The sequence below is a fragment of the Streptomyces sp. CY-1 genome (assembly GCF_047218265.1).
In the GTDB taxonomy this organism is placed as follows: domain Bacteria; phylum Actinomycetota; class Actinomycetes; order Streptomycetales; family Streptomycetaceae; genus Streptomyces; species Streptomyces niphimycinicus.
Genome location: NZ_CP178393.1, coordinates 2,893,625 through 2,918,993 on the forward strand (window position 1 = coordinate 2,893,625; position 25,369 = coordinate 2,918,993).

At 73.6% G+C, this 25,369-nt stretch carries 11 protein-coding genes; 3 read left to right on the forward strand and 8 right to left on the reverse strand.

The window, feature by feature from the left end:
- Positions 1-49: 49 nt before the first annotated feature.
- From ACK1X7_RS12440 to ACK1X7_RS12450, 3 genes are all read right to left on the reverse strand, one after another.
- Positions 50-640: a TetR/AcrR family transcriptional regulator gene (locus tag ACK1X7_RS12440; protein WP_385153015.1), complete on the reverse strand. Its 591-nt coding sequence runs from the start codon at positions 638-640 to the stop codon at positions 50-52.
- Between the two features lie 62 nt (positions 641-702).
- Positions 703-1,806: a methyltransferase domain-containing protein gene (locus ACK1X7_RS12445; protein ID WP_385153018.1), complete on the reverse strand. Its 1,104-nt coding sequence runs from the start codon at positions 1,804-1,806 to the stop codon at positions 703-705.
- 44 nt (positions 1,807-1,850) lie between these two features.
- A complete protein-coding gene (locus tag ACK1X7_RS12450; protein ID WP_385153021.1) occupies positions 1,851-2,597 on the reverse strand; it encodes an SAM-dependent methyltransferase in 747 nt (248 codons plus the stop codon).
- 235 nt (positions 2,598-2,832) lie between these two features.
- On the opposite strand from ACK1X7_RS12450, the gene ACK1X7_RS12455 reads away from it, so the two are divergent.
- The 3 genes from ACK1X7_RS12455 to ACK1X7_RS12465 all read left to right on the forward strand — a co-directional run bounded on the left by ACK1X7_RS12455 (position 2,833) and on the right by ACK1X7_RS12465 (position 6,866).
- The gene (locus tag ACK1X7_RS12455; protein WP_390793913.1) at positions 2,833-4,011 is read left to right on the forward strand and encodes an MFS transporter; all 1,179 of its coding nucleotides are present in this window, start codon (positions 2,833-2,835) and stop codon (positions 4,009-4,011) included.
- Between the two features lie 195 nt (positions 4,012-4,206).
- The gene (locus tag ACK1X7_RS12460; protein WP_390793852.1) at positions 4,207-5,646 is read left to right on the forward strand and encodes an MFS transporter; all 1,440 of its coding nucleotides are present in this window, start codon (positions 4,207-4,209) and stop codon (positions 5,644-5,646) included.
- Positions 5,643-6,866: an FAD-dependent monooxygenase gene (locus ACK1X7_RS12465; protein ID WP_413115094.1), complete on the forward strand. Its 1,224-nt coding sequence runs from the start codon at positions 5,643-5,645 to the stop codon at positions 6,864-6,866. The genes ACK1X7_RS12460 and ACK1X7_RS12465 overlap by 4 nt, the downstream gene beginning before the upstream one ends.
- Before the next feature lie 7 nt (positions 6,867-6,873).
- On the opposite strand, the gene ACK1X7_RS12470 is transcribed toward ACK1X7_RS12465, so the two are convergent.
- The 5 genes from ACK1X7_RS12470 to ACK1X7_RS12490 form a co-directional block, all read right to left on the reverse strand.
- Positions 6,874-7,569 (reverse strand): response regulator, encoded by a 696-nt coding sequence (locus ACK1X7_RS12470; RefSeq protein ID WP_382958414.1) that lies wholly within the window; start codon positions 7,567-7,569, stop codon positions 6,874-6,876.
- Entirely contained in the window at positions 7,566-8,966 is a 1,401-nt protein-coding gene (locus ACK1X7_RS12475; RefSeq protein ID WP_390793850.1) for a sensor histidine kinase, read from the reverse strand. The genes ACK1X7_RS12470 and ACK1X7_RS12475 overlap by 4 nt, the downstream gene beginning before the upstream one ends.
- A 7-nt stretch (positions 8,967-8,973) precedes the next feature.
- Positions 8,974-11,262, reverse strand: a complete 2,289-nt coding sequence (locus tag ACK1X7_RS12480) for an MMPL family transporter (protein ID WP_413115095.1) — start codon at positions 11,260-11,262, stop codon at positions 8,974-8,976.
- Positions 11,263-11,466: 204 nt separating this feature from the next.
- Complete coding sequence (locus tag ACK1X7_RS12485) at positions 11,467-14,193, reverse strand: SDR family NAD(P)-dependent oxidoreductase (protein ID WP_413115096.1); 2,727 nt, start codon at positions 14,191-14,193, stop codon at positions 11,467-11,469.
- A complete protein-coding gene (locus ACK1X7_RS12490) occupies positions 14,130-25,217 on the reverse strand; it encodes a type I polyketide synthase (RefSeq protein WP_413115097.1) in 11,088 nt (3,695 codons plus the stop codon). Before ACK1X7_RS12490 ends, ACK1X7_RS12485 begins: the two co-directional genes overlap by 64 nt.
- Positions 25,218-25,369 lie beyond the last annotated feature (152 nt).

The following is a 25,369-nucleotide window of genomic DNA, read 5'->3' on the forward strand; positions in this document are numbered from 1 at the left end:
CCGGTGGCCGATGGCCGATGGCCGATGGCCGGTGGCCGGTGGCCGGTGGTCAGTGCGGTCGGCGCAGTCCCGCGATGAGCAGCTCGACCAGATGGCGTGTGTTGTAGCGGGGGTCGGCGCCGGCCCCCGCGCAGAGGCTGCCGACGCCGCGCATCAGCTCATAGGCGTCCTGGCCGGTGCGGATCTCGCCCGCGGCGACCGCGGCGTCCAGGAGCTGGGTGCATACGGGCAGGAGCCGGTCGAGGAAGTAGGAGTGCAGGGGGTCGAAGCAGGGCTCGTCGGACTGGAGCACGGCCGCGAGCCCGTGCTTGGTGACCAGGAAGTCGACAAAGAGATCGATCCAGTGCCCCAGGGCGGCGTGCGGAGTCTCGCTGGTCGCCCGCAGGGCCGGACCGGCCTCGGCGAGGGCCTCGACCTGGTGGCGGTAGACGGCGACGATCAGATCCGCCCGCGTCGGGAAGTGACGGTAGATCGTGGCCGTGCCGACCCCGGCCTTGGCCGCGATATCGCGTATCGGCGCTTCCACGCCCGAGGTGACGAAGACCGCGGCGGCCGCTTCGAGCAGGGCCTGCTCATTGCGCCGCGCGTCGGCCCGCTTGGGCCGGGCCGCGCGCCCCGCGTCTCGATCGTTGTCGTTCACCGCACCCTTCCCTTCGCCGCCGAGTCTAACTAAACGGGACAGCGTCCCGTAACCTCTGATCGTCAGAGCGGGGTCAGCCGGCCGGGACCCTGCGGGGCATACGCGATCGGGTCGTCCGGCTCGTGCCAGTGGACGGCGAAGCGGTGGCCCGCGCGATACGCCTCGAGGCCCGCTCGGCAGTACGCCACCATGTCGTCCGGCAGCGCGGCCAGCGGGAACCAGCCGAGCCCGGAGCACTTCTCCGGCTCCCGATTGACGGGCTCCTGCCCGCCCTCCTCCAGCTCCGCCTCGAAGAACCACCCCGTACGGGCCGCCCCGGTGGGCGCCTTGTGCTGGAGCACGAGGACCGCCCGCACCTCGTCCGGGCCCAGGGTGAGGCCGATCTCCTCGGCCGTCTCGCGGAGCATCGCGGTGCGGACGTCCTCGCCGTCCTCGACATGCCCGGACGGGGCGTGCAGCAGCCCATCCGCATAGCCGGTGTTGGCACGGCGGGCCAGCAGGACCTCATCCCCGCGGCGCAGGATCAGATGGACGTCCACGATCTCGGTATGGCGCCGGGCCGGTGCCAGGTCGGCCACCAGGGCATACCGCTCGTCGTGCACGGCCCGCCCCCACAGCGCCGCGTCCGGCGCGAGCTGCTCGACCGACAGCCGCTCCGTCAGCGGCCCGACCAGCGCGGACAGCTCGGCGGCGGGCAGCCCGACGGGGTCGGACTCGCCCCACCGCCCCTCGATCAGCACCAGCCGCCCACCCGGCCGCAGCAGCCGGACCAGGCGGCGCAGCACCGCCTGCCGGTCCGGCAGCATCCACAGCAGATGCCGGACCAGGACGACATCGAAGCTCCCCTCCCCCACGGGCGGCTCCGCCGCGTCCCCGACCAGCACGGTGGCCCCCGTCCCGCCCAGCTTCGCCCGCGCCAGCTCGACCATCCGCGGCGAGCGATCGACCCCCGTCACCCGGTGCCCCCGCTCGGCCGCGAGCAGCGCGAGGCTCCCCGTGCCACATCCGAGATCGAGCACATCCCCGGCCCGCGCGGGCAGCCACCCCCGCAACCGCGCGGCCCACGCCTCCCGCACGGCCGGATCCCGCAGCCCATGATCCGGCTCGTCATCGAAGTCCGCGGCGGCGGCGTCCCAGTAGGCGGTGGTCGAGCTGTCGGCGCACATGCCGCGATGGTCCCATCCACCACCGACAACGCCCAGCGTGGTGCTCAGGGGCTCTGCCGCAGTACGAGGGTGACGAAGCCGAAGGTGCCGCGGTAGCCGTTCAGCCACTGGGAGCGGTGTTCGGCGGCGACCTTGTGGGTGTCCAGGGCGTCGGGTTCGTCGCGGTGGTCCAGGGCCCAGCGGGACAGTGAGCCGGTCCATGACCACTCGTAGTCGTCCCACTCCCCCGCCGTGCTGACGTGGCCGTAGACGGGTGTCCAGCCGTCGGCGGTGACGCGGTCCACGGTGGTGCCGAGGTCGGCGTAGTCGTCCCAGGTGGCGCCCAGGGCGGAGAGGGCGGCGGCGTCGGGTTCGCGCTCCCAGAAGCCGTCGCCGATGAGGACATGGCCGTCCGGGGCGAGGAGTTCACGCGCCGCGGCGAGGGTGGGCAGCAGCCCGCCGAAGGCGTGTGCGGCGCCGACGCTCAGCACCAGGTCGAAGCGGTGTGCCGAGGCGAAGACCGATGCGTCCATGTCATGGAGGACCAGCCGGTCCGCGACCCCGGCTTCCTCCGCGCCCTCGCGTGCCTGCTCCAGGGCCGCGGTGTGGATGTCCACCCCCTCGGCCCGCATCCACGGATAGCGGACCAGGAGCCGCCGCAGCCAGGCGCCGCCTCCACAGCCGAGGTCGAGGGCGCGGTCGGCCTCGTCCGCCACCGCCCGGTCGAGCAGTCGGGCCACCGACTCATCGGCGAGCGGGGCGGCGATCGGGTGGTCGGCGTGCGCGAGCTGGGATCTGCGTTGACGGTCCATCCGCTCAGCCTGGCAAGGTCCGGCCCGAAGCGCACGGGATTTTGTTCGAAGCGCGATTCGCCGTCGAGGCGCCGAGGCGCCGAGCGCAGTGGTCGACGGTGGCCAAACTCCCTTGACGGCCACGATGTTAGCGGTAACACTCCCCTTCGTGGACGCCGTGGAAAAGCCATCGAGCACCCCGTCGAGCACCCCTCCTCCTCCGCACCGCCCTCCTCGACTCCCCTCCCCCACACCCCTGTTCAGCCGCGCCGCCGTGGCCGCCTCCTGCGTCGGCTTCGTTCTCATCGGCGCCTTGCAGGCGCTCTACGGGCCGTCGATCCCCGCCCTGCGCGACACCTACGGGCTTTCGCCCTCGGCCGCCGGGCTCGGCCTGAGCGCGCATTTCATCGGCGGTGTCGCGGGGGTGCTCGTCTTCGACCGGCTCTTCGGCCGGATCGGCAACCGACGGCTGCTGGGCTGGTCCTACCTGCTGATGGCGGGTGGCGCGGCCGGGTTCGCGCTCGCGCCCGCCTGGCCGCTCGCCTTGGGTCTGGCGCTCCTGGCGGGGCTGGGCTTCGGCGGGATCGACTACGGGCTGAACCAGTTGTTCGCCGTCGGCTTCGGGCGCCGCGGCGCCGCCATGCTCAACATCCTCAACGCCCACTTCGGCATCGGCGCCGTCCTCGGCCCGGCCCTCATCGGCCTGGTCGGGGCCGCGCACTACCCCGCCGTCTTCCTCGGCTTCGCCGCGCTCACGCTGCCGCTGGTGCTGTGTCTGGCCGGGGTGCGCGACGAGGCCCCGGCGCGCGGCGGCGAGGCCGGGGCGGGAGGGGGCGCGGAGGCGGGAGGGGCCGCGGGCGACGACACGGGCGCGCGCGGGCGGGTCCGCGCCCGCGGCCTGGCCACCGTGCTGGGCGCTTTCGTCGTCCTGTACGTCCTCCACGTCGCCATCGAGTCCGGCGTCGGCGGCTGGGAGCCGACCCATTTGGAGACCATCGGTTACGGAGCGACCGCCGCAGCCTCCGCGACCTCCGCCTTCTGGCTGATGATGACGGTCGGCCGCTTCCTGGTCGCCCCGCTCGCCCTGCGCTGGTCCGCTCCGGCGATCATCGTGGTGAGCTGCGCGGGGATGACCGGGTGTCTGCTGCTGGCCGGGATCCCGGCCGCGGCCCCGTACGCGTACGCGGGTGCCGGGCTGTTCATCGCGCCGATCTTCCCCACCGGGCTGCCCTGGCTGCTCCGGACGGCGCCGCGCGCCCACCGGGCCGGGGCACTGGTCATGGCGGCCTCGATGGTCGGCGGGGTCGCCGCACCGCCCGCGCTCGGCATGGCGATCGAACTCGCGGGCGTCCGCGCCGTACCGCTGATCCTCTGTGCCATCTCCACGGTGTGCCTGCTCACCACCGGGTGGTTGATCCGCGCGACCCGCCCCTAAGGGGCCGCGGCCGAGCGCGACAACCCGCGTCGGTCCGTGGTGCGTAGGCACCAGGACGGGTGAGTGGCTGGTCCGGGCGCACCAGGGGAAGACGGCGGCGGGAGACGATGCCCGGACGGGCGCCGGAAGGAAGGGTTGGAATGCGCGTGAATCCCGCGCGTTCCCCCCTGTCCGACGGTGTCTGGAAGGACGTCCATGTCCCTAGCTGTAGCTTCCCCGGTCCGCATCGGGAGGCTGTCGATCGGTGCCCTCGGCATCTTGGCGCTCGCCCTCGGCACTCTCCAGTCAGTGGTGGAGCCCGCGCTCCCGCAGTTGCAACGTGAGCTGGGGGTCAGCCCTTCCGAAGGGGCGTTGATCGGCAACACCCTGCTCATCACCGGCGCGGTCATCACACCCGTCGCGGGCAAACTCGGCGACCGCTTCGGCGGAAAGCGGGTGCTGGTCTGGCTGATGGCCGTGGTCTCGGCCGGTGGTCTGCTGGCGAGCCTCGCCCCGGACCTGCCGGTGTTGTTGCTCGGTCAGATTTTGCAGGGCGTCATGGTGGGCGCGCTGCCCCTCTCCTTCATCCTGGTGCGCAAAAACCTCCCCGCACGCGAGTCACAGGTGGCGATCGGGGTGGTCATGGCCCTGTTCACGGGCGGCGGCATGGTGGGAACGCTGATCGCCGGGCCGCTCTCGGAAAAGCTGTCCTGGCATTGGATGTTCGCGCTGCCGACGATCGCGATCATCGCCACGACGTTGGTCCTGATGCGGCTGATGCCGCATGATCCGCCGATCGCGTCGGACGACAGGATCGACTGGCCGGGCGTGGCGCTGCTGAGCGGCACGTTGCTCGTGTTCATGATCGGGCTCGTCAGGGTGATGGGCGATGGTCTGCCGCCCCTCGCGGTCGTTGCCCTCATCCTTCTCGTGGCCGCCCTCGCGACCGCGTGGGTCGCCGTCGAGCGCCGGGCGGCCTCGCCGATGGTCGATCTGCGCATGCTGGCCAAGCCCGCGATGTGGCATTCGTCCGTGCTCACCTTGGTCGTCACCACCAGCTTCGGGATGGTGGCCTTTCTGCTGCCGCAGATGTTCGCGATACCGGCCGACGGATACGGCTTCGGGCTCAGCACCACCGACATCGGACTGCTCCTGCTGCCCGGCGCCATCGCCGGGGCGGTGAGCGATTCGGTCGGCGGGGTCGTGGCGCGGCGTTTCGGTCTGCGTGCCGTGCTCGTCGGGGGTGCCGTCGTCACGACGGCCACGGCGATCGCCCTGGCGTCGCTGCACACCGCGGAATGGCAGCTCGTCGTCGCGAAGGCGCTGGCCGCGATCGCCGCGGGCGTCGCCAGTACGGCGTTGCTCACCCGCGCCGCCGCCGCCGTCGACACCGGGGACACCGGCATCGCCACCAGCCTGCTCGTGGTGACACGCGTGATCGGCGTCGCCCTGGGCTCCCAGGTCGGCGGCGCGATCCTCGACTCCGGGGCCGACTCGAAGACGGGCCTGCCGACCGAATCGGCCTTCGTCACGGGTTTCGTCACCGCCGGTCTCGTCGCCGCGTTGGCACTGCTCATTGTCCCCATCACGAAGATCCGCAGCACGCAGATCCGTAACGCGCAGATCCCTAACACGCAGAATGGAGTCCAGGCATGACATCCACCGGTCCGTCGATGGACGTACGTACCACCGCGAAGCGCACCGTTCTGATCTCCGGGGCCAGTATCGCCGGGCCCGCGCTGGCGTACTGGCTGCACCGGTCAGGATGCGCGGTCACCGTCGCGGAGAAGGCAGGCGCACTGCGCGCCGGTGGCTACCCGATCGACATCCGCGGTACCGCGATCGAGGTGGTCCGGCGGATGGGGATACTGCCGCGGCTGCGGGACGCGCATATCGACTCGCGCCGCTGCACCTTCCTCGACGCCGATGGCGGCGAAGTGGCCTCGCTCAACCCGAGCGCCGTTGCCGGCGGTGTCGAGGGGCAGGACCTGGAAGTGCGTCGTGGGGATCTGGCGGCGAGCCTGTACGGAAAAGTCCGCGACGATGTGGAATTCCTGTTCGGCGACTCCATCGACACCCTCGACGAATCCGGACAAGGGGTCGACGTCACGTTCCGCAGTGGGCAACGGCGCACGTTCGACCTGGTGATCGGCGCCGACGGGATGCACTCGGCCACCCGGGAGGCCCTGTTCGGCCCCGAGGAACAGTTCCACCGCTACCTCGGCTACTGCTTCGCCATCTTCACCATGCCGAACACCTTCGGGCTCTCCCGCGAGGTCATGATGTGGAACACCCCGGGGAAGGCCGCGGCCCTCTACGCCGTCGGGGACGACGACGAGGTGCACGCCTTCCTCACCTTTCACCGGCCGGAACCGCCGCTCGATGCCCTCCGGAACCCCGACGCCCAGCGGGACCTGGTCGCCGCGGCCTTCGCGGGCGCCGGATGGGAGGTCCCTCGTATGGTCGACGCCCTGCGCGACGCGGATGACCTGTTCTTCGACACGGCCGGTCAGATCCGCATGCCCCACTGGTCCAGCGGCCGCATCGCGCTCGTCGGCGACGCCGCGTACGCACCCTCGTTCCTCACCGGACAAGGGTCGAGCCTCGCGCTGGTCGGTGCCTATATGCTGGCAAACGCCCTGGCCACGCACCGGGATCACACCGTGGCGTTCGCCGCCTACGAACGCGACGTTCACGACTTCGTCGCCATGAATCAGGCACTGGTCGACAAGGGCGGGGCCACGCTCTTCCCCACCACCGCGCAGGCGCTGGAGCAGCGCAACACCAGGCTGCGTGGCCTCGCCACCCTGCCTTCCGCGCCGCCACGACCGGCCCATTCGGCCCTCACGCTGCCCGCGTTCGCCACGATGCCGTGACCTCGGACTACGACAGGGGGTCGGCCCCGTCGCCGTCGGGGGCGGCGTGGGCCAGACCCGTCCGGTAGGCGATGACGACGAGTTGGGCCCGGTCACGGGCCTCCAGCTTCGTCATGGCGCGCTGCACATGGGCGCGGACGGTGAAGGGGCTGAGGAACATCTGCTCGGCGATCTCCTGGTTGGACAGGCCGGTGGCGACCAGCGCCACCATCTCGCGTTCGCGCGGGGTGAGCACGGCGAGCCGTTCGGCGTGGCGCGGCGGGGCGTCGGCCGGTGTGGCCAGGAAGCGGGCGACCAGGGAGCGGGTCGCGGCGGGGGACAGCAGCGTGTCGCCGTCGGCGATCGTCCGCACGGCGGCCAGCAGGTCCTCGGCCCCGATGCCCTTGCCGATGAAGCCGCCGGCCCCGGCGCGCAGCGCCTGCGCGACGTACTCGTCGGTCTCGTACGTGGTGAGGATGAGGATGCGGCTGGCGCGCAGTTCCGGGTCCGCGCAGATCTCCGTGGTGGCGGCGAGACCGTCCACCTCGGGCATGCGGATGTCCATGAGCACCACGTCCGGGCGCAGTTGCCGGGTGAGTCTCACCGCCTCCCTGCCGTCGGCGGCCTCGCCGACCACGGTGATGTCGTCGGCGGAGTCGAGAAGCAGCCGGAAGGCCCCGCGCAGCAGGGCCTGATCGTCGGCGAGCAGCACTCGGAGCGTCACGGCGCATCCCCCGCCTCTCCGTAGCCCGTCCGTACGTCGCCCGTCCGCACGTCGCCCGTCCGCACGTCGCCCGTCCGTCCGTCGTCTGTCCGTCCGTCGTCTGTCCGTCCGTCGTCTGTCGCCGCGTCGGCCATCCGTCCCTCGATGGTGGTCGCTCCGTCCGTGGTCCGCGCCGGGTCCTTGGCGGGCGGGAGGGGCAGCTCGGTGGAGACGAGGAACCCGCCCTCCGGGCGCTTGCCCGCGAAGAGGTGTCCCCCGACCGCGGTGGCGCGCTCCCGCATCCCGATCAGACCGTAACCGGGCGGACGCTCCGGCATCGCGGGCGCACTCCGTCCCGTGGCCGCGTTCGGCCCCGTACGGGCGTCCCTTCCGTCGTCGGCGACGGTGATGGTCACACGATCGCGGTTCCAGGCGAGGCCCACCCGGGCGCTGCCGCTACCGGCGTGCTTGGTCACGTTGGTCAACGCCTCCTGGACGATGCGGTACGCGGTGAGGTCCACTCCCGGCGACAGCGGCCTGGCCGTGCCCTCCTGGTGCACCGACACCTCCAGACCCGCGCGGCGGAAGGACTCGAGGAGGGTGGGAAGCCGGGACAGCCCGGGTGCCGGATCGCCGGGCGTGGGCGCGTCCCCGGACTGGCGCAACAGGCCGACCGTGGCCCGCAGTTCGTCGAGTGCGTGGCCGGTGGTCTCGACGAGCTCCGTAAGGCTCTTACGGGTCTGCTCCGGGCGGGTGTCGAAGAGGTGGGCGGCGACCGATGCCTGCGCGTTGGCCAGGGTGATCTGATGGGCCACCAGGTCGTGCAGTTCCCGGGCGATGCGCACCCGTTCCTCGGCCACTCTCCGGCGCGCCTCGCTCTCCCGGCTCTTCTCGGCCCGCTGGGCCCGCTCCTCCACGGCCGCCAGATAGGCCCGCCGGTTGTGCACCGCGTGCCCGAGTACGGCGGCCACCAGCGGGAACGCCGCCACCGCCGCCACCCTGCTCGCGTCCTTCCACGAGAGGGCCCCGAACAGGGGGGCGGAGGCGACCAGCAGCGCCAGGGAGGTGAGCGACACCGCGCTCGTCGCGTGCCGTTCGGTGCGCGCGGTGAGCGAGTAGGCGGTGATCACGGCGGGGGCCACGATGAGCGGGCTCAGCAGCAGGCCCGAGAACGGCACCAGCACACCGCCCGCGGTGGTGACCGCCATGGCGGCCAGGGGCGCCCGGTGCCGCACCGGCAGTACGGCACAGGACACCACGGCGATGAGGTAGGCGGCGGCGGGCGGCAGTGACAGCGTGCTGCCGTCTTCCTTCAGAGCGCCGCCGAGCAGACAGAGCGCGAACGCCGCCGCGGTGATCGCTCCCTCCCGCCACCACGTGCCGCGTGATCGCGGGCCACCGCCACCTGTGTTCGTCATGGCCGGCTCAGCCCCGGTACCGGCCGACGGGGAGCGGCGGAACCGCGGTGTCCGGCACGGTCGCGGACGCCGGGACATGCCTGGTCAGTGCCTCACCCTCGATATCCACATTCGGCAGCACACGGTCGAGGATACGGGGCAGCCACCAGGCCCGGTGGCCGAGCAGTGCCAGGACCGCGGGCACGATCGCCATCCGGACCACGAAGGCGTCGAAGAGGACGGCGGCGGCCAGGCCGACGCCCATCGTCTGGATGGTCGGGCTGCTCATCCCGACGAATCCGGCGAACACGCTGATCATGATGATCGCCGCCGCGGCCACCACCCGTCCGCTGTGCCGGAAACCGGCCACGATCGCCTCGCCGGGGGACGCGCCATGGACATGGGCCTCCCGCATCCGGGTGAGGAGGAAGACCTCGTAGTCCATGGCGAGGCCGAACACGATGCCGATGATGAGGATCGGCATCAGCGACATGACCGGTCCGGTCTGCTCGATGCCGAGCAGGTCCGCCGCCCAGCCCCACTGGAAGACGGCGACGAGGACACCGAAGGCGGCACCCACCGACAGCAGGAAGCCGAGCGCGGCCTTGACCGGGACCAGGACCGAGCGGAAGACCACCAGCAGCAGAAGCACCGCCAGCCCGATGACCACGGTCAGATAGGGGATGAGGGCGTCGGACATGGCTTCGGAGATGTCGATGTTCATCGCGGTGGTGCCGGTCACCAGAATGGTGGCGCCCGTGTCCGCCTCGACGCCGGAGACCGCGCCCCGGATCGCGTGCACCAGGTCCTTGGTCTCGCCGCTGTTCGGCGCGGTCTTGGGGACGGCGGTGAGGACGGCGGTGTCCTTGGTCCGGCTGAGCACCGGATCACCGACCGAGGCGACCCCGTCCAGTCCCCGTACGGTCTTGACGACCTGGTTGGTGACGGCCCGGGTGTCCGCGGACTTCGAGGTGTCCACGACCACGGTCAACGGGCCGTTGAAGCCGGGGCCGAAGCCTTCCGACAGCAGGTCGTAGGCGCGGCGCTGGGTGGTCTCCACCGACTTGGACTCGTCTCCGGGCAGCCCGAGTTCGAGGCTCAGGGCCGGCAGGGCGACGGCGCCGAGCCCGAGTCCGGCGACCATCAGCACGGCCATCGGTCGGCGCAGCACGAATCGCGCCCAGCGAGTGCCTATGCGCTTCTCCGGCTTTGCCGCGATGGGTCGTCGGCCGTCTGCGGGTTCGTCGTGGCCGGTCGCGCAGTTCCCCGCGCCCCTTCGGGGCGCTCCCTCGGCCTTGCGCAGGGCGCGGGGCAGGATCCGGCGGCCGAAGAGGCCGAACAGCGCGGGGACCAGGGTCAGTGCGACGAGTACGGCGAGGGCCACGGCGCCCGCGCCGCCCATGCCCATCTTGGTGAGTTCGGGGATTCCGACGACCCCCAGCCCGACCAGGGCGATGAAGACGGTCGCCCCGGCGAAGACGACGGCGGATCCGGCCGTGCCCACCGCCCGGCCGGCGGCCTCCTCCGGCTCGCTGCCCTGGGCGCATTCGTCGCGGAAGCGGGAGGTGATGAAGAGTGCGTAGTCGATGCCGACCGCCAGGCCCAGCATCAGCGCCAGGATGGCGACGGTGGACGTCAGCCCCAGCGGCACGGCCAGCGCGGAGACCAGCCCGAAGGCGATGGCCACGCCCAAGAGGGCGGTCAGCAGCGAGAGTCCGGCCGCGACCAGTGACCCGAGGGCGAGGACCAGCACCACGGCCGCCACCGCCACGCCGATGAGCTCCGTCGTACCGCCCGGTTCCTCTTCCGAGTCCAGGGCCGAGCCGCCGACCTCGACGGTCAGCCCGGCGTCCCGGGCCTGGTCCGCGGCGTCCTCGAGGGCGGTCTTCGTCGACTCGGTCAGGTCGACGGCGCCCTCGGTGTAGGTGATCGTGGAGTAGGCGATGGTGCCGTCCTCGCTGACCTCGCCGCTCTCAAAGGGGTCGGTGGCCGACGCGACCTGGTCGCCCCCGTCCAGCGAGCCGAGCGTGTCCTGGACGGCCGCCTTGTTCTCCCTGGCCGTCACCCGCTGGCCGTCCGGGGCCTGGAAGACCAAACGGGCCTCGGCGCCCTGGGAGTTGCTCTCCGGGAAGCGCTCGTCCAGCAGGTCGAACGCCTGCTGTGATTCGGTGCCGGGCATGGAGAGGTCCTCTTCCTCCCCTTCCGGTGCCATCGCGGCGGCGGCCAGCGCCAGCACCAGGGCGCCCAGCCACAGACCGCCTACGAGCCGGCGCCGCCGGAAGGCCCACCGTCCGATCCGGTAAAGAAATGTCGCCACCTGTAGATCACTCCAGACACCGTCAGGCAAGGGGAATGCGCGGGATTCGCGCGCATTCCAACCCTTCCTTCCGGCGCCCCGCCGGGCATCGTCTCCCGCCGCCGTCTTCGCCTGGTGCTCCCGGACCAGCCACGCGCCTGTCCTGGTGCGTACGCACCACGGGCGGGGACGGGGGCCGGCCCCGTCCCCGCCCGGAGGGGCTGTTCACCCCAGTTCGGTGAGCCAGTCGGTGATGTGGCCCGCGGCAGTGGGGGCGTGCTGGTTGACGAGGGTGAAGTGATTGCCCGGAGTGGTGCGGGTGGTGGTGATGTGGGGAAGGTCCGTCTGCCAGTCGGGCGGCACCGGGTCTGCCCCGGGTGCCGCGGGGAGCGGGTCCGAGGCGCGCAGCAGCAGGGTCGGGAAGGGCGTGGGTGCGGGGGTCCAGGTGTGGATGAGCCGTTCCATCCAGGCGTAGGCGGACAGGTCGGTGGCGGTGAAGCCGTCGGTGTGGTGCTCGCGCTCGTACAGGCCGTGCCACAGGTGGGGTTGGAGGGCGAGGGCGGCGGGAGATTCCAGGATGTAGGTGTCCAGGAGGACGACGGCCCGTACGGGCACCCCCTGATCCGCGAGATGGCGGGCGGTCTCATGAGCGAGGATGCCGCCGGATGAGGTGCCCAGGAGAATCACCGGGTCGGTGGTGCTCGCGGTCACCGCTTGGGCCAGCCCTTCGACGAGGGCTTCGCGGGTGGCGGGCAGTGGCTCGTCGGTGCCGAAGCCGGGGGGCGTCAGGCAGGAGACGTCCCAGGTGTCGGGGAGCGCCCCGGCCAGGGCGAAGTAGGTGTCGGGTCCGGTCAGGGGCACGATGGGGGCCACGCACACCAGACGCGTGCCCGAGGTGCCGGTGGTGAGCCGGTCCAGGGTGGACGGCATGGGCCCGGTGCTCCTGGGCCGGAGGGCGGCGAGGTCGAGCAGCAGGGTTTCGGCCTCGTTCCTGCGGCCCGTCCGCACGGCGTCGCGGTGGAGGCGGGCGACCAGGTCGGTCGTCGGGGCGGCGCCGGTGCCGTGGTCCTCGGCCGGCGGCGTGGCGAGGTGGTCGAGGAGATGACCGGCCAGGTCGGCGGGGGTGGGATGGGTGAGGACGACGGTGCTGGGCAGTGTCGTGCCCAGCGCGGCGGCGAGCCGGTTGCGCAGGTCGATGGCGGCGAGCGAGTCCATGCCGTGGTCGCGGAAGGCGGCGTGTTCCTCGATGGCCTCGCCGGATGAGTGGCCGAGGGCCACCGCGGCCTCGCTGCGCACCAGGTCGAGGAGGAGCCGCCGCGCTTCCGCGGGCGGCAGGCTCCGCAGCCGTGCCGTGAAGTCGCCGTGTCCGCCGGTGGGTTCGGGCTCGGTGAGCTCCGCCGCCTCCGGCAGCTCGCTGAAGAACGGGCGGGGGGCGGCCTCGGTGATGACGGGGAGATGGCGGTCCCAGTCGATGTCGGCGACCGTCAGCGCGGTCTCCTGTTCATGCAGCGCCTGGGCGAGCCCGGCCAGGGCCAGGTCGCCGTCGAGGAAGGACATTCCGCTGCGCAGGAGTTGCTCGCGGTCGTGCTCGCTCATCGGCCCGCGCGCCTCCTCCCAGGGGCTGAAGGCGATCGCCGTCGCGGGGGCGCCCCGGGCGCGGCGCTGGGATGCCAGCGCTTCCGGATACGCGTTGGCCGCCGCCTGTGCCGCGTGCCGGCCGATGCCCCAGACGCCGGAGATCGAGGAGAACAGCACGAAGGCGTCCAGGCCGGTGTCGTCGAGCAGTTGGTCGAGGTGCGCGGCGCCCGCCACCTTTGTGTGCAGCGCGTCGGCGAAGTGGTCGGGGCTCGCCGTGGAGAGCGGGCCCAGCGGGCTCGTCCCCGCCGTGTGCACCACCGCGCGCACCGGATGGCCGTCCGCCGAGAGCCGGTCGAGTACGTCGGCCACGGCCTCCCTGTCGGTCAGCTCGCACCCCACCACCTCGGCGGTCGTCCCCCGGGCGGTCAGCTCCGCCACCAGTTCGGCCGCGCCCGGTGCCTTGAGGCCACGCCGGTTCATCAGCACCAGATGCTCGGCGCCCTGCTGGGCCAGCCATCGGGCGACCCGGCTGCCCAGGGCGCCGGTGCCGCCGGTGACCAGGGTCGTGCCGCGGGGCGCCCAGGTGCCGGGCGAGTCGGCTCGTGCCGGTGCCCGCACCAGTCGCCGGACGAGGACGCCCGAGGGGCGCACCGCCGCCTGGTCCTCCCCCGGGTCCGCCGCGAGCAGCGCGGCGAACCGCCCTGCCGCTTCGGGGTCGAGGCGCTCCGGGAGGTCGGCCAGGCCGCCTCGCAGCGACGGTGCCTCCAGGGCCGCGGTCCTGGCGAGTCCGAGGACCATCGCCTGCCGCGGATTACGGACCGGGTCGGCCGGGCCGGTGGACACCGCGCCGCGGGTCACCGTCCACAGCGGCACCTCGGCCCCGGCCGCCATCAGCGCCTGGACCAGCGACACGCTGAGGGCCAGACCGGCGGGCAGCGCGGGTTCGCCGCTCTCCGTGTCCTCGGCCGCCGCGAGCAGCGACACCACTCCGGCCACCCGGTCGAGGCCGACGTCGGCGAGCTGTGCGGCCATCGCCTCCGGGCCGGTAAGGGTCCCGTCGAGGACCACACGGCGCGCCTGGGCGCCGTGTGCGGTCAGCGCGGCCATCACATCCGTGTCGTCGATGGAGCCGGTGGTGAGGACCAGCCAGGTTCCGGTCGGTGCGGGGCCGGTGGGGACGCGCAGGGGTGTCCAGACCGTCCGGTAGCGCCGCCGGCCGGCCAGCGTGTGCTCGTCCTGCCGCCTGCGCCACGCCGACAGCGCGGGGAGCACCGAGTCGAGCGCGCCCTTGCTCTCGGGTTCGAGGCCGATCAGCGTGGCGACGGCGGCGCTGTCCCCCTGGTCCACGGCGGTCCACAGCGGCTCGTCGGCCACCGCGGCGGTGTGCCGGCCGGCGAGGTGGCGGGGGGGGGGGGGGGCGGGCGGGGGGCGATCCAGTACGACTCGTGCTGGAAGGCGTAGGTGGGCAGGTCCACCGTACGGCCGCCGGGGAGCGCCCTGGTCCAGTCGACGGGCACGCCGTGGGCGTGCGCCTCGCCGAGCGAGCGCAGGACCCGGTCCCAGCCGCCGTCGTCCCGGCGCAGGGTGCCCAGGGTGACCGCCGGGCTGCCCGCGGTCTCGATGAGTTCGCTGGTGCCGACGGCGAGCACCGGATGCGGGCCGACCTCGATCATGACGCCGTAGCCCTCGCGCAGGAGACCGGTCATCGTCTCGGCGTAGGACACGGTCTGCCGCAGGTTCCGGCACCAGTACCGGGCGTCCAGCTTCTCGGTGTCGAGGCGGCCCCCGGTCACCGTGGAGTAGAACGGCACCTCCGACGGCCGGGGCCGCACCGGAGCCAGCAGCTCCAGCAACTCGGCCTCGATCTCGTCGATATGCGCCGAGTGTGCGGCGAAGTCCACCCCGGCCAGCCGCCAGCGCATGATCCTGGCGGCGGACAGACCGCGCTCGACCTGGTCGAGGGCGGCCGGATCGCCGGAGAGCGTCACCGTCTTCGGTCCGTTGACCGCCGCGATGGACACCGCGCCGGACACCTCGCCCAGCAACTCCTGTATCCGCTCCGGCGATGCCATCGCCGACATCATCGCGCCGCGTCCGGACAACCGCTCATGGACGAGCCGGCTGCGCAGCGCCACCACGCGGGCGCCGTCGTCCAGCGACAGGCCGCCGCTGACGCAGGCGGCGGCCACCTCGCCCTGGGAGTGGCCGACGACGGCGGCGGGCTCGACGCCGAACGAGCGCCACAGCGCGGCGAGCGAGACCATGACCGTCCACAGCACGGGCTGGAGCACATCGGGGCGCCGCTCGATCGGCGGCGCGCCGGGCTCACCGCGGAGCACATCGGTGGGCGACCAGTCCAGATACGGGGCCAGGGCCGCCTCGCAGTCCGCGACGCGCGCGGCGAAGACGGGCGAGACATCGAGCAGTTCGGCCGCCATCTGGGCCCATGCCGCGTCCTGTCCGGGGAAGACGAAGACCACCGGGCCGCGCTCGGACGCCGTGCCGCGCACCGCCGCGGGATCCGGGGTGCCCTCGGCCAGGGCCGCCAGGCTGCCGCGCAGCGCCACGGGGTCCTGGCCGACCAGCACCGCCCGATGCTCGAAGGCGGCACGGGTCGTGGCCAGGGAATGCCCGATGTCCACCGGGCGCGCCCCCGGGTGGGCGTCCAGATGTGCGAGCAGTTTCGCGGCCTGGGCGCGCAGCGCCGCGGCCGACTTGCCCGCCAGCGGCCACGCCACCGACCCGTCCCACACCGGATCCGGGACCGAGGAGGTCACCGGGTCCGGGACCGGGTCGGTGGGCGCCGGGGCCTGCTCCAGTACGGCGTGGGCGTTGGTCCCGCTCATGCCGAACGCGGAGACCGCGGCCCGCCGCGGACGGCCGAGCTCGGGCCACGGTGCCGCCTCGGTCAGCAGCTCGACCGCGCCCGAGTCCCAGGCGATACGGGAGGACGGCTCGGCGGCGTGCAGTGTCTTCGGCAGTCGGCCGTGGCGCAGCGCCATCACCATCTTGATGACACCCGCGACACCGGCGGCCACCTGCGTGTGCCCGATGTTGGACTTGACCGAGCCGACCAGCAGCGGCGGGCCGTCGCCCCGGTCCTGGCCGTAGGTGGCCAGCAGGGCGTGTGCTTCGATCGGATCGCCCAGTGCGGTGCCGGTGCCGTGTGCCTCGACCACGTCGACGTCGGACGGGGCGAGACCGCTGTTGGCCAGGGCCTGCCGGATGACCCGCTGCTGCGCGGGCCCGCTCGGCGCGGTGAGCCCGTTGGAGGCGCCATCGGAGTTCACCGCCGACCCGCGGACGACCGCCAGCACCTGGTGGCCGTTGCGGACCGCGTCCGAGAGCCGCTCCAGCACCAGGAGACCGGCGCCTTCCGCGATGCCCATGCCGTCCGCCGATTCGGCGAACGCCTTGCTCCGCCCATCGGGCGCCATCACCCGGTGCCTGCTCAGCGAGACCAGCAGGTCCGGGCCGGTCAGCACGGTGGCACCGCCCGCCAGGGCCAGGGTGCTCTCCCCCGAGCGCAGCGACTGGCACGCCATATGCAGCGCGACCAGGGACGCCGAACAGGCGGTGTCCACCGTCACGGTCGGCCCGTGGAGGTCGAACAGATAGGCCAGACGGCCCGAGAGCACGCTGGGGAGCGTGCCGGTGAGCTGGTAGCCGTCGGAGTCCGCCGACACCCCCGTGCCGTAACTCTGGGCGGTCGCCGAGACGAAGGTGCCGGTCATGCTGGACCGCAGGGACGCGGGGTCGATCCCGGCGCGTTCGAACGCCTCCCAGGTCAGCTCCAGCAGCATCCGCTGCTGCGGGTCCATCGAGACCGCCTCACGCGGGGAGATGCCGAAGAACGCCGCGTCGAACTCGCCCACTCCGTCGACAAAGCCACCCGCCGCCGAGTAGGTGGTGCCCGTCCGCTCCGGGTCGGGGTGGTACGCGCCCGTGTCCCAGCCACGGTCGGCGGGCAGCGGGGAGATGGCGTCCGTGCCCTCGGTCAGCAACTCCCACAGTTGCTCGGGCGAGCGCACCCCGCCGGGAAAACGGCAGCTCATTCCGATGATCGCGATCGGCTCCTGATCGCCCGCCCCAGTTGCGGGACCGCCCGCCGTGATCGCGGCCGGTGCGGCGCTCCCCCGCCGCTCGTCGGCCCCGCCGCCCAGCTCGGCCCACAGATGACCGGCCAGGGCCTCCGGTGTCGGGTGGTCGTAGATCAGGGTCGAGGGCAGGCTCAGGCCGGTCCGCTTGCGCAGGCTGTTGCGCAACTGACCGGCGGTCAGGGAGTCGAAGCCCATGTCCTTGAACGTCCGCCCGCCCCCGGCCGCCGCCGGACCCGCGAGCCCGAGCACCGCACCCACCTGCTCACGGACGAGCTGGAGCAGGGTGTCCCGGGCCCGGTCGGCCGTCAGCCCGGTCAGCGGACCGGCCGTCGGACCGGAGCCGCCACCGGTGGCGGCGGCCCGGCGGACGGCGCCGACCGGGACCAGGCCGCGCAGGACGGCGGGCACGGTGCCACGCGCCCGCAGGGCGGCCCGGTCGACGCGGGTGGCGACGACGGACGCCTCGCCCGCCGCATCCGCGGCATCGAAGCAGGCCAGTCCCTCTTCGACGGTGAGCGTCGGCAGCCCGGCCGCGGCGATCCTGCGAAGCTGCGCGGCGCTCAGCCCGGCGGACATACCGCCGCTCCGCGGCCAGAGCCCCCAGCCGATGGACAGGCCCGCGAGCCCCTCCGCGCTCCGCCGCAGCGCCAGCGCGTCCAGGAACGCGTTGGCGGCGGTGTAGGCGGCCTGCCCCGCGTTGCCGAGGACGCCGAACACCGAGGAGAACACCACGAAGGCGGTCGGACCGTGGTCACGCGTCAGCTCATGCAGATGCCAGGCGCCGTCCAGTTTCGGGCGGAACACCGTGTCCAGCCGGTCCGGGGTCAGCGCCCCGAGCAGCCCGTCGTCGAGCACACCGGCGGCGTGCACCACACCGGTCAGCGGGTGCTCGGCCGGGATCGCCGCCAGCAGGGCGGCCACGGCGGCGCGGTCGGAGACATCGCAGGCGGCGGCGGTCACCCGCGCACCCTGCCCGGTCAGCTCGGCCACGAGCGCGTCCGCGCCCTCGGTGTCGGCACCGCGACGACCGGCCAGCACCAGATGGCGCACCCCGTGCGCGGTGACCAGGTGCCGGGCCATCAGCGCGCCGAGACCACCGAGCCCGCCGGTGATCAGCACGGTGCCGTCATCGCCCCATACGGTGCCCGGCGCGGACGGGTCCGGGGCGCCGATGGAAGCCAGCCGAGGGATCAGCAACTCCCCGTCGCGCACGGCCAGTTCGGGCTCATCGCAGTCCAGCGCGGCACGCAGGGTCCCGGCGGCGGCCGACACCGGATCCCCGGTCTCCGCGGGGTCCAGATCGAGCAGGACGAACCGGTCGGGGCTCTCCTGCCGGGCCGACCGCACCAGCCCCCACACCGCGGCCGCCACCACGTCAGGGGCCGTGTCGGGGGTGGTGGCCACCGCGCCACGGGTCACGAACACCACCCGGGCGGGCCGACTCCCGCCGGTCGCGTCCGTGTCGTCCGCGTCGCCTGCGTCGCCTGTTTCGCCTGTTTCGTCGTTCAGGTGGTGCCGCAGCGTGTCGAGCACGGACGCGGTGACCATACGGACCGCCTCCGGCACCGGCACGCCGTCCGGCGTGGCGACCGGGACCAGCAGCGCCTCCCCGGCGCTCACGGGGTCGCCGTGCCCACCGGTGTCCGGCACCGGGGCGGGCAGCCAGTCCAGGCGCAGCAGTGGCCGCGCGGCCATGGACCCAGAGGTGTGGACGTCCGGCGTACGCAGCGTCAGCGTGCGCGCCGACACCACCGGATGGCCCTCGGTGTCCACCGCGCTGAGCGTGACCGTGTGCTCGCCCGTGGCGCGCAGCCGCACCCGTAGCACCGACGCGCCCACGGCGTGCAGGGACACCCCGGACCAGGTCGACACCTCGGAGCGAGCGGGCACCGACTGCCCGCCGTCCGGCCCTGCCGACGACGCGATGTGCAGCGCGGCGTCCAGCAGCGCGGGATGGAGGCGGAAGGCATCGGCCTCGTCGGCGAGGTGCTCGGGGAGGACGACCTCGGCCAGCACCTCGTCCCCGGCCCGCCAGACCGCCCGCACGGCCCGGAACGACGGCCCGTGGGCGAGCCCGGCCTCGCGCCGCCGCTCGTAGAAGTCATCGAGGTCGACGGGTACGGCGTCGGCGGGCGGCCACGCCGACCCGGCACCGGCACCGGCACCAGGCGTGCCCGGCGCGAGCGTGCCGGTGGCGTGCCGCGTCCAGGGCGCGTCCGGCGTGTCGGCGGGCCGCGCGTAGATGGCGAGGGTGCGTCGGCCGCCGTCGCCGGGGCCGCCGAGCGCGACCTGGATCCGTACGCCGTCGTCGTCCTGCCCGGGCAGCACCAGCGGCGCGTCCAGGGTGAGTTCCTCGACGAGACCACAGCCGACCTCGTCGCCCGCGCGCACCGCCAGCTCGATGAATCCGGCGCCGGGGAAGGTCACGCGCCCGGCCACCACATGGTCGGCCAGCCACGGCCGCGCCGCCATCGACAGCAGGCCGGTGCACAGCAGACCACCGGTCTCGGGCAGCTCCACGACCGCACCGAGCAGCGGATGGTCCACGCCGCCGAGCCCGGCCGGGACCGCGCCCGCCGAGGCGTTGCCGACGGGCGCGGTCCAGTACCGCTCCCGCTGGAACGCGTAGGTGGGCAGCGCGACCCGGCGCGCGCCGGTCCCGGTGAACAGTTCGGCCCACCGGACCGGTACGCCCCGCACATACAGCCGGGCCGCCGCCGCAAGCGCGGTGGACTCCTCGCCGCGGTCCTTGCCCAGCAGCGGTACGGCCTCCACACCCACCTCGTCGGGCAGGGCGTCCTGCGCCAGCACCGACAGCGTGGCGTCCGGGCCCAGTTCGAGGAAGGTGTGCGCACCGGCCCGCGCCGCGGCGCCGACCGCGTCGGCGAACCGCACCGTCATCCTGACGTGCCGCACCCAGTAGTCGGGGGTACGGATCCGCTCCGCGGCGATCCGCTCGCCGGTGACGGTCGAGACGATCGGGATGCGGGGCTCGCCGAAGGCCAGGCCCTCCACAACCGCGCGGAAGTCGTCCAGCATCGGTGTCATCAGCGGGGAGTGGAAGGCGTGGCTGACCCGCAGCCGGGTGGCCTTGCGGCCGTCGGCCGCGAACCGGTCCGCGATGGCATCGACCGCGTCGGCCGCCCCGGACACCACCACCGCCTCGGGGCCGTTGACCGCGGCGAGTCCCACGCGGTCCTCGGCGCCGGTGAACAGCGCCGCCACCTCGTCCTCGGTGGCCCGCAGCGCGATCATGGCGCCGCCCTCGGGCAGCGCCTGCATCAGCCGTCCGCGGGCGACGACGAGGGTGCACGCGTCGGGCAGGGACAGCACTCCGGCCACATGGGCCGCCGCGATCTCGCCGACCGAATGCCCGAGCAGCAGATCCGGCGCCGTCCCCCATGACTCCACCAGCCGGTAGAGGGCCACTTCCAGGGCGAACAGCGCGGGCTGGGCGTACTCGGTGCGGTTCAGCAGCTCGGCGTCGTCGCCGAACACCGCCTCGCGCAGCGGCCGTTCCAGCTCGCCGTCCAGCAGCGCGCAGATCTCGTCCCACGCCGCCGCGAACACCGGGAACCGGCCGTGCAGTTCGCGTCCCATGCCCAGCCGCTGGGCGCCCTGACCGGCGAAGAGCAGCGCCAGCGGGCCGGGGTCGCCCGCCATGCCCCCGGCCACCTTCACGGGCCGAGCGTCGGGCCGCGCGTCGCCGTCTGCCGTACGGTCCGTGGCGGCCAGGAGGACCGCTCGATGCTCCAGCTCGGAGCGGGTCGTCGCCAGCGAGTAGCCGATGTCGGCCGCCGCCGCGCCGGTGTCGGCCACGAACGCGGCCAGCCGGTCCAGTTGCGCCTCCAGCGCCGCCTCGCTACGAGCCGACACCGGCCACGGCACCACGTCCGGCCCGGCCTGCGACCGTGGCCCGGCCTGCGACCGCGGCGCGCCCGAGGGCCGCTCGGCGGTCTCCTCGGTACGGTCCCGCGGTGGCTGCTCGATGATCACATGCGCGTTGGTGCCGCTGATCCCGAACGATGACACGCCCGCGCGGCGGGGCCGCTCGGCCGGTGGCCACGGGGTGGGCCCGGTGAGCAGCTCCACCGCCCCGGCCGACCAGTCCACCTGCGACGACGGCGCGTCCACATGCAAGGTGGGCGGCAGTACGCCGTGCCGTATCGCCAGGATCATCTTGATGACGCCCGCGACACCGGCGGCGGCCTGCGTATGCCCGATGTTGGACTTGAGCGACCCCAGCAGCAGCGGGCGGTCCGGGTCCCGGTCCTGTCCGTAGGCGGCGAGCAGCGCCTGGGCCTCGATCGGGTCGCCCAGCCGGGTGCCGGTGCCGTGCCCCTCCACCGCGTCCACGTCCGACGGGGTCAGTCCGGCACCGGCCAGGGCCTGGCCGATCACCTGCCGCTGCGCGATTCCGCTGGGCGCGGTCAGGCCGTTCGACGCACCGTCGGAGTTGACCGCGGAGCCGCGCAGTACGGCCAGCACCCGGTGGCCGGCGCGGGTCGCGTCGGAGAGCCGTTCCAGCACCAGGACGCCCACGCCCTCGGACCAGCCGGTGCCGTCCGCCGCCTCCGCGTACGCCTTGCAGCGGCCGTCGGGCGACAGACCGCCCTGCCGGGCGAACTCCACGAAGATGCCGGGCTCCGACATGACGGTGACACCACCGGCCAGCGCCAGGGTGCACTCGCCAGTGCGCAGCGCCTGCGCCGCCAGGTGCATCGCCACCAGTGACGACGAGCACGCCGTGTCGACGGTCAGCGCGGGTCCGCGCAGCCCCAGGGCGTAGGCGATCCGGCCGGACAGCACGCTCGGCGAGGTGCCGGTGAGCAGATATCCCTCCGCGGCGCCGGAGCCGTCCTTGAGCCGCGGACCGTAGTCCTGGGCCATCGCGCCCATGAACACGCCGGTGCGGCTGCCGTGCAGGGACGACGGGGCGATCTCGGCCCGTTCGACCGCCTCCCAGCTCATCTCCAGCGCCAGCCGCTGCTGGGGATCCATGGCTGCCGCCTCACGCGGCGAGATCCCGAACAGCGTCGCGTCGAAACGGTCCGCGTCGTGGAGGAATCCGCCCGCCCTGCCGGTGGCCGTCAGCTCCGGGGCCCATCCCCGGTCGGCGGGCAGGTCGGAGACGGCGTCGACCTCGCCCGACACCAGGTCCCACAGCCCTTCGGGCGAGTTGACGCCGCCGGGGTAGCGGCAGGCCATGCCCACGATGACCACCGGGTCGTCCGCCGGGACGGCGTGGGGCGCCGGGGACGCGTCGCCGGTCGGCGGGGCGGTGAGCTCCGTGGCCAGATGGTCGGCGCAGGCGTCGGGCGTGGGATGGTCGAACAGCACGGTGTTGGGCACCCGCAGCCCGGTCGCGGCCTTCAGCCGGGTCGCCAGCTCCACCGTCATCGCCGAGTCGAAGCCCAGCTCCTTGAAGGACCGCGCCGGGTTCACCCGCTCCGCGGAGGCGAATCCCAGCACGACGGCGGTCTCCGTGCGCACCAGCCGCCCCAGCTCGGGGCGGGTCCACGAGGCGCCGGATTCCGCCCGCTCCGGCTCGGGTTCCGGGTCGGTGACGTGTTCTGCCACGGCCGCCGGAGCGGCATCCGGCACCGCGCCGCCCCCGGCGGGCTCCGGCAGCCAGTACCGCTCCCGCTGGAATCCGTACGTCGGCAGGGCCACCCGACGGGCGTCGGCCCCGGCGAACGACCGCGCCCAGTCGACCGGCACCCCGCGCACGTACACCTCGGCCAGACAGCTCAGGAACCGGTCCATCCCGCCCAGTTCGCGCCGCAGTGTGCCGACGGCGAGCGCCCGGACGTCGGCCGCGTCGATGGCCTCCTGCACCGCGGGGGTCAGCACCGGGTGGGAGCTGACCTCGACGAAGACCCGGTGGTCCTGGCCGAGCAGCGCCCGGACGGCCGGTTCGAAGGCGACGGTCTGCCGCAGATTGCGGTACCAGTACCCGGCGTCCATGCCGGTGGTGTCCAGCCACTCGCCGGTCACCGTGGAGAAGAACGGCACGTCGGCCCGGCGCGGGGCGATGCCCTCCAGCACGGCCGACAGCTCCTCGCGCACCCGCTCCACCTGCGCCGAGTGCGAGGCGTAGTCCACCGCGATCCGCCGCACCCGCACATCCGCGCCCGCGAGTTCCTCCAGCAGCTCGTCCAGCGCCGCCAGTTCGCCGGAGACCACCACCGAGCCGGGCCCGTTCACCGCCGCGATCGACACCCGGCCGTCCCAGCGGCCCAGTCGCGCCTCGGCCTCGGCGCGCGGCAGCGCCACCGACAGCATGCCGCCCGCCCCCGAGAGGCGCCGTGCGATGGCCTGGCCGCGCAGCGCCACCACACGGGCCGCGTCCTCGAGCGACAGCGCACCGGCCACGCACGCCGCCGCGATCTCGCCCTGCGAATGGCCCAGCACCGCGTCCGGGACGACCCCGTGCGCCCGCCACACGGCCGCGAGGGAGACCATCACCGCCCAGGAGGCGGGCTGGACCACATCGACCCGTTCCAGCGACGGGGCGCCCTCGGCCTGTCGCAGCACCTCCGGCAGCGACCAGTCCACATGGGGCGCGAGCGCCGCGGCGCATTCGGCCAGCCGCTCGGCGAAGACCGGGGACTCGGCCATCAACCGGACGCCCATGCCCACCCATTGGGAACCCTGGCCGGGGAAGACGAACACCGTCCGGCCCTCGATGTCGGCCACTCCCCGCACCACGCCGGGCGCGGACTCGCCGTCGGCCAGCGCCGCCAGCGCGCCCAGGGCCTCCGGCCGGTCCGGCGCGAGGACGACGGCGCGGTGGTCGAACGCGGTTCGGGTGGTGGCCAGGGAGAAGCCCACGTCCACCGGATCGAGCCGCTCGTGCTCCGTGAGATGGGCGGCGAGGCGGGCGGCCTGCGCGCGCAGCGCGTCCCGGGTCCGGCCCGACAGCGGCCACGGCACGGCGCCGTCCGCCACCGGGGCGCCGTCCCCCGTGCCCGCGCCCATGTCAGTGGGCTCGGTGGCGGACACCACCAGATGGCAGTTGGTGCCGCCCATGCCGAACGACGACACTCCGGCCAATGCGCGGCCGTCGCGGTAGGGCCATGGGCGGGTCGCCGAGACCACGTCCAGGCGCCACTCGTCGAAGCGGATCCGCGGATTGGGGTGTTCGAAGTTCAGGCTGGCCGGAAGCTCGCCGTTCCGCAGCGACAGCACGACCTTCAGGAGGCCCACGATGCCCGCGGCGCCTTCCAGATGCCCCACGTTGGTCTTCACCGAGCCGACCAGCAGGGGGCTGTCCGCGGCGCGGTCCGCTCCGTACACCGCGCCGAGCGCCGCCGCCTCCACCGGATCGCCCACCCGGGTGCCGGTCCCGTGCAGTTCCACATACTGGACCGCCGCCGGGTCGACGCCCGCACGTCGGCACGCCGCCGCCAGCACCGCGCCCTGCCCCTCGGGATCGGGGGTGGTCAGGGCCGCGCCCGGGCCGTCGTTGCCGACCGCGCTGCCCTCGATGACGCAGTAGATCTCGTCCCCGTCGGCCAGCGCGCTCGCCAGTGGCTTGAGCAGCACCATCCCCGCGCCCTCGCCGCGGACGTATCCGTTGGCGCGCTCGTCGAAGGTGAAGCAGCGGCCGTCCGGGGACAGTGCGCCGAGCCGGGCCGCCGCCAGCGCGCTGTCGCGCACCAGGTTGAGCTGCACACCGCCGGCCAGTGCCGTGGCCGACTCCCCGCGCCGCAGGCTCTCGCAGGCCAGATGCACCGCGACCAGCGACGACGACTGCCCGGTGTCCACCACCAGGCTCGGCCCGCGCAGGCCCAGGAAGTAGGACACCCGGTTCGCGATCACACTGCGGTTCAGTCCGGTCAGGGTGTGATGCGCGATGGCCGCGGGTCCCCTGCGGCGGTCCAGTACGCCGTAGTCGTCCGCCGTCACACCGATGAACACGCCGGTGTCGTGGCCCCGTACCTGGGCCGGCAGGACGCCCGCGTCCTCCAGGACCTCCCAGCCCAGCTCCAGCGCGAGCCGCTGCTGTGGGTCCATCGCCCGCGCCTCGCGCGGCGAGATCCCGAAGAACTCGGGGTCGAAACGGTCGACTTCGTCCAGGAAGGCGCCCCACCCGGTCTCGCCGGAGTCCGCCGCCGCGTCGTCGCTCCAGCGGCCCGGCGGCACCTGTGCCACCGCGCTCTGCCCGCCGGTCAGCAACTGCCACAAGCGCGCGGGATCCTGCGCGGACGGCAGCCGGCAGGACACCCCCACTACCGCGATGGCTCCGTCCCGCGGCTGGATTCGGCCGGCGGATATGGACTCAGGTCGGCTCACGGTGCCGCTCCCCCACTCGTCGTCCTCACGGGCTCGGCAGGAGAGGCAAGTGCTGGCACACGCCGGGTCTCCGCGAATCCGGCGGCACCGGACTGCCGTTCAAGTCGTGATCAACAATGCGCGAAATAGTACATGTACGGTCGGAAGAAATC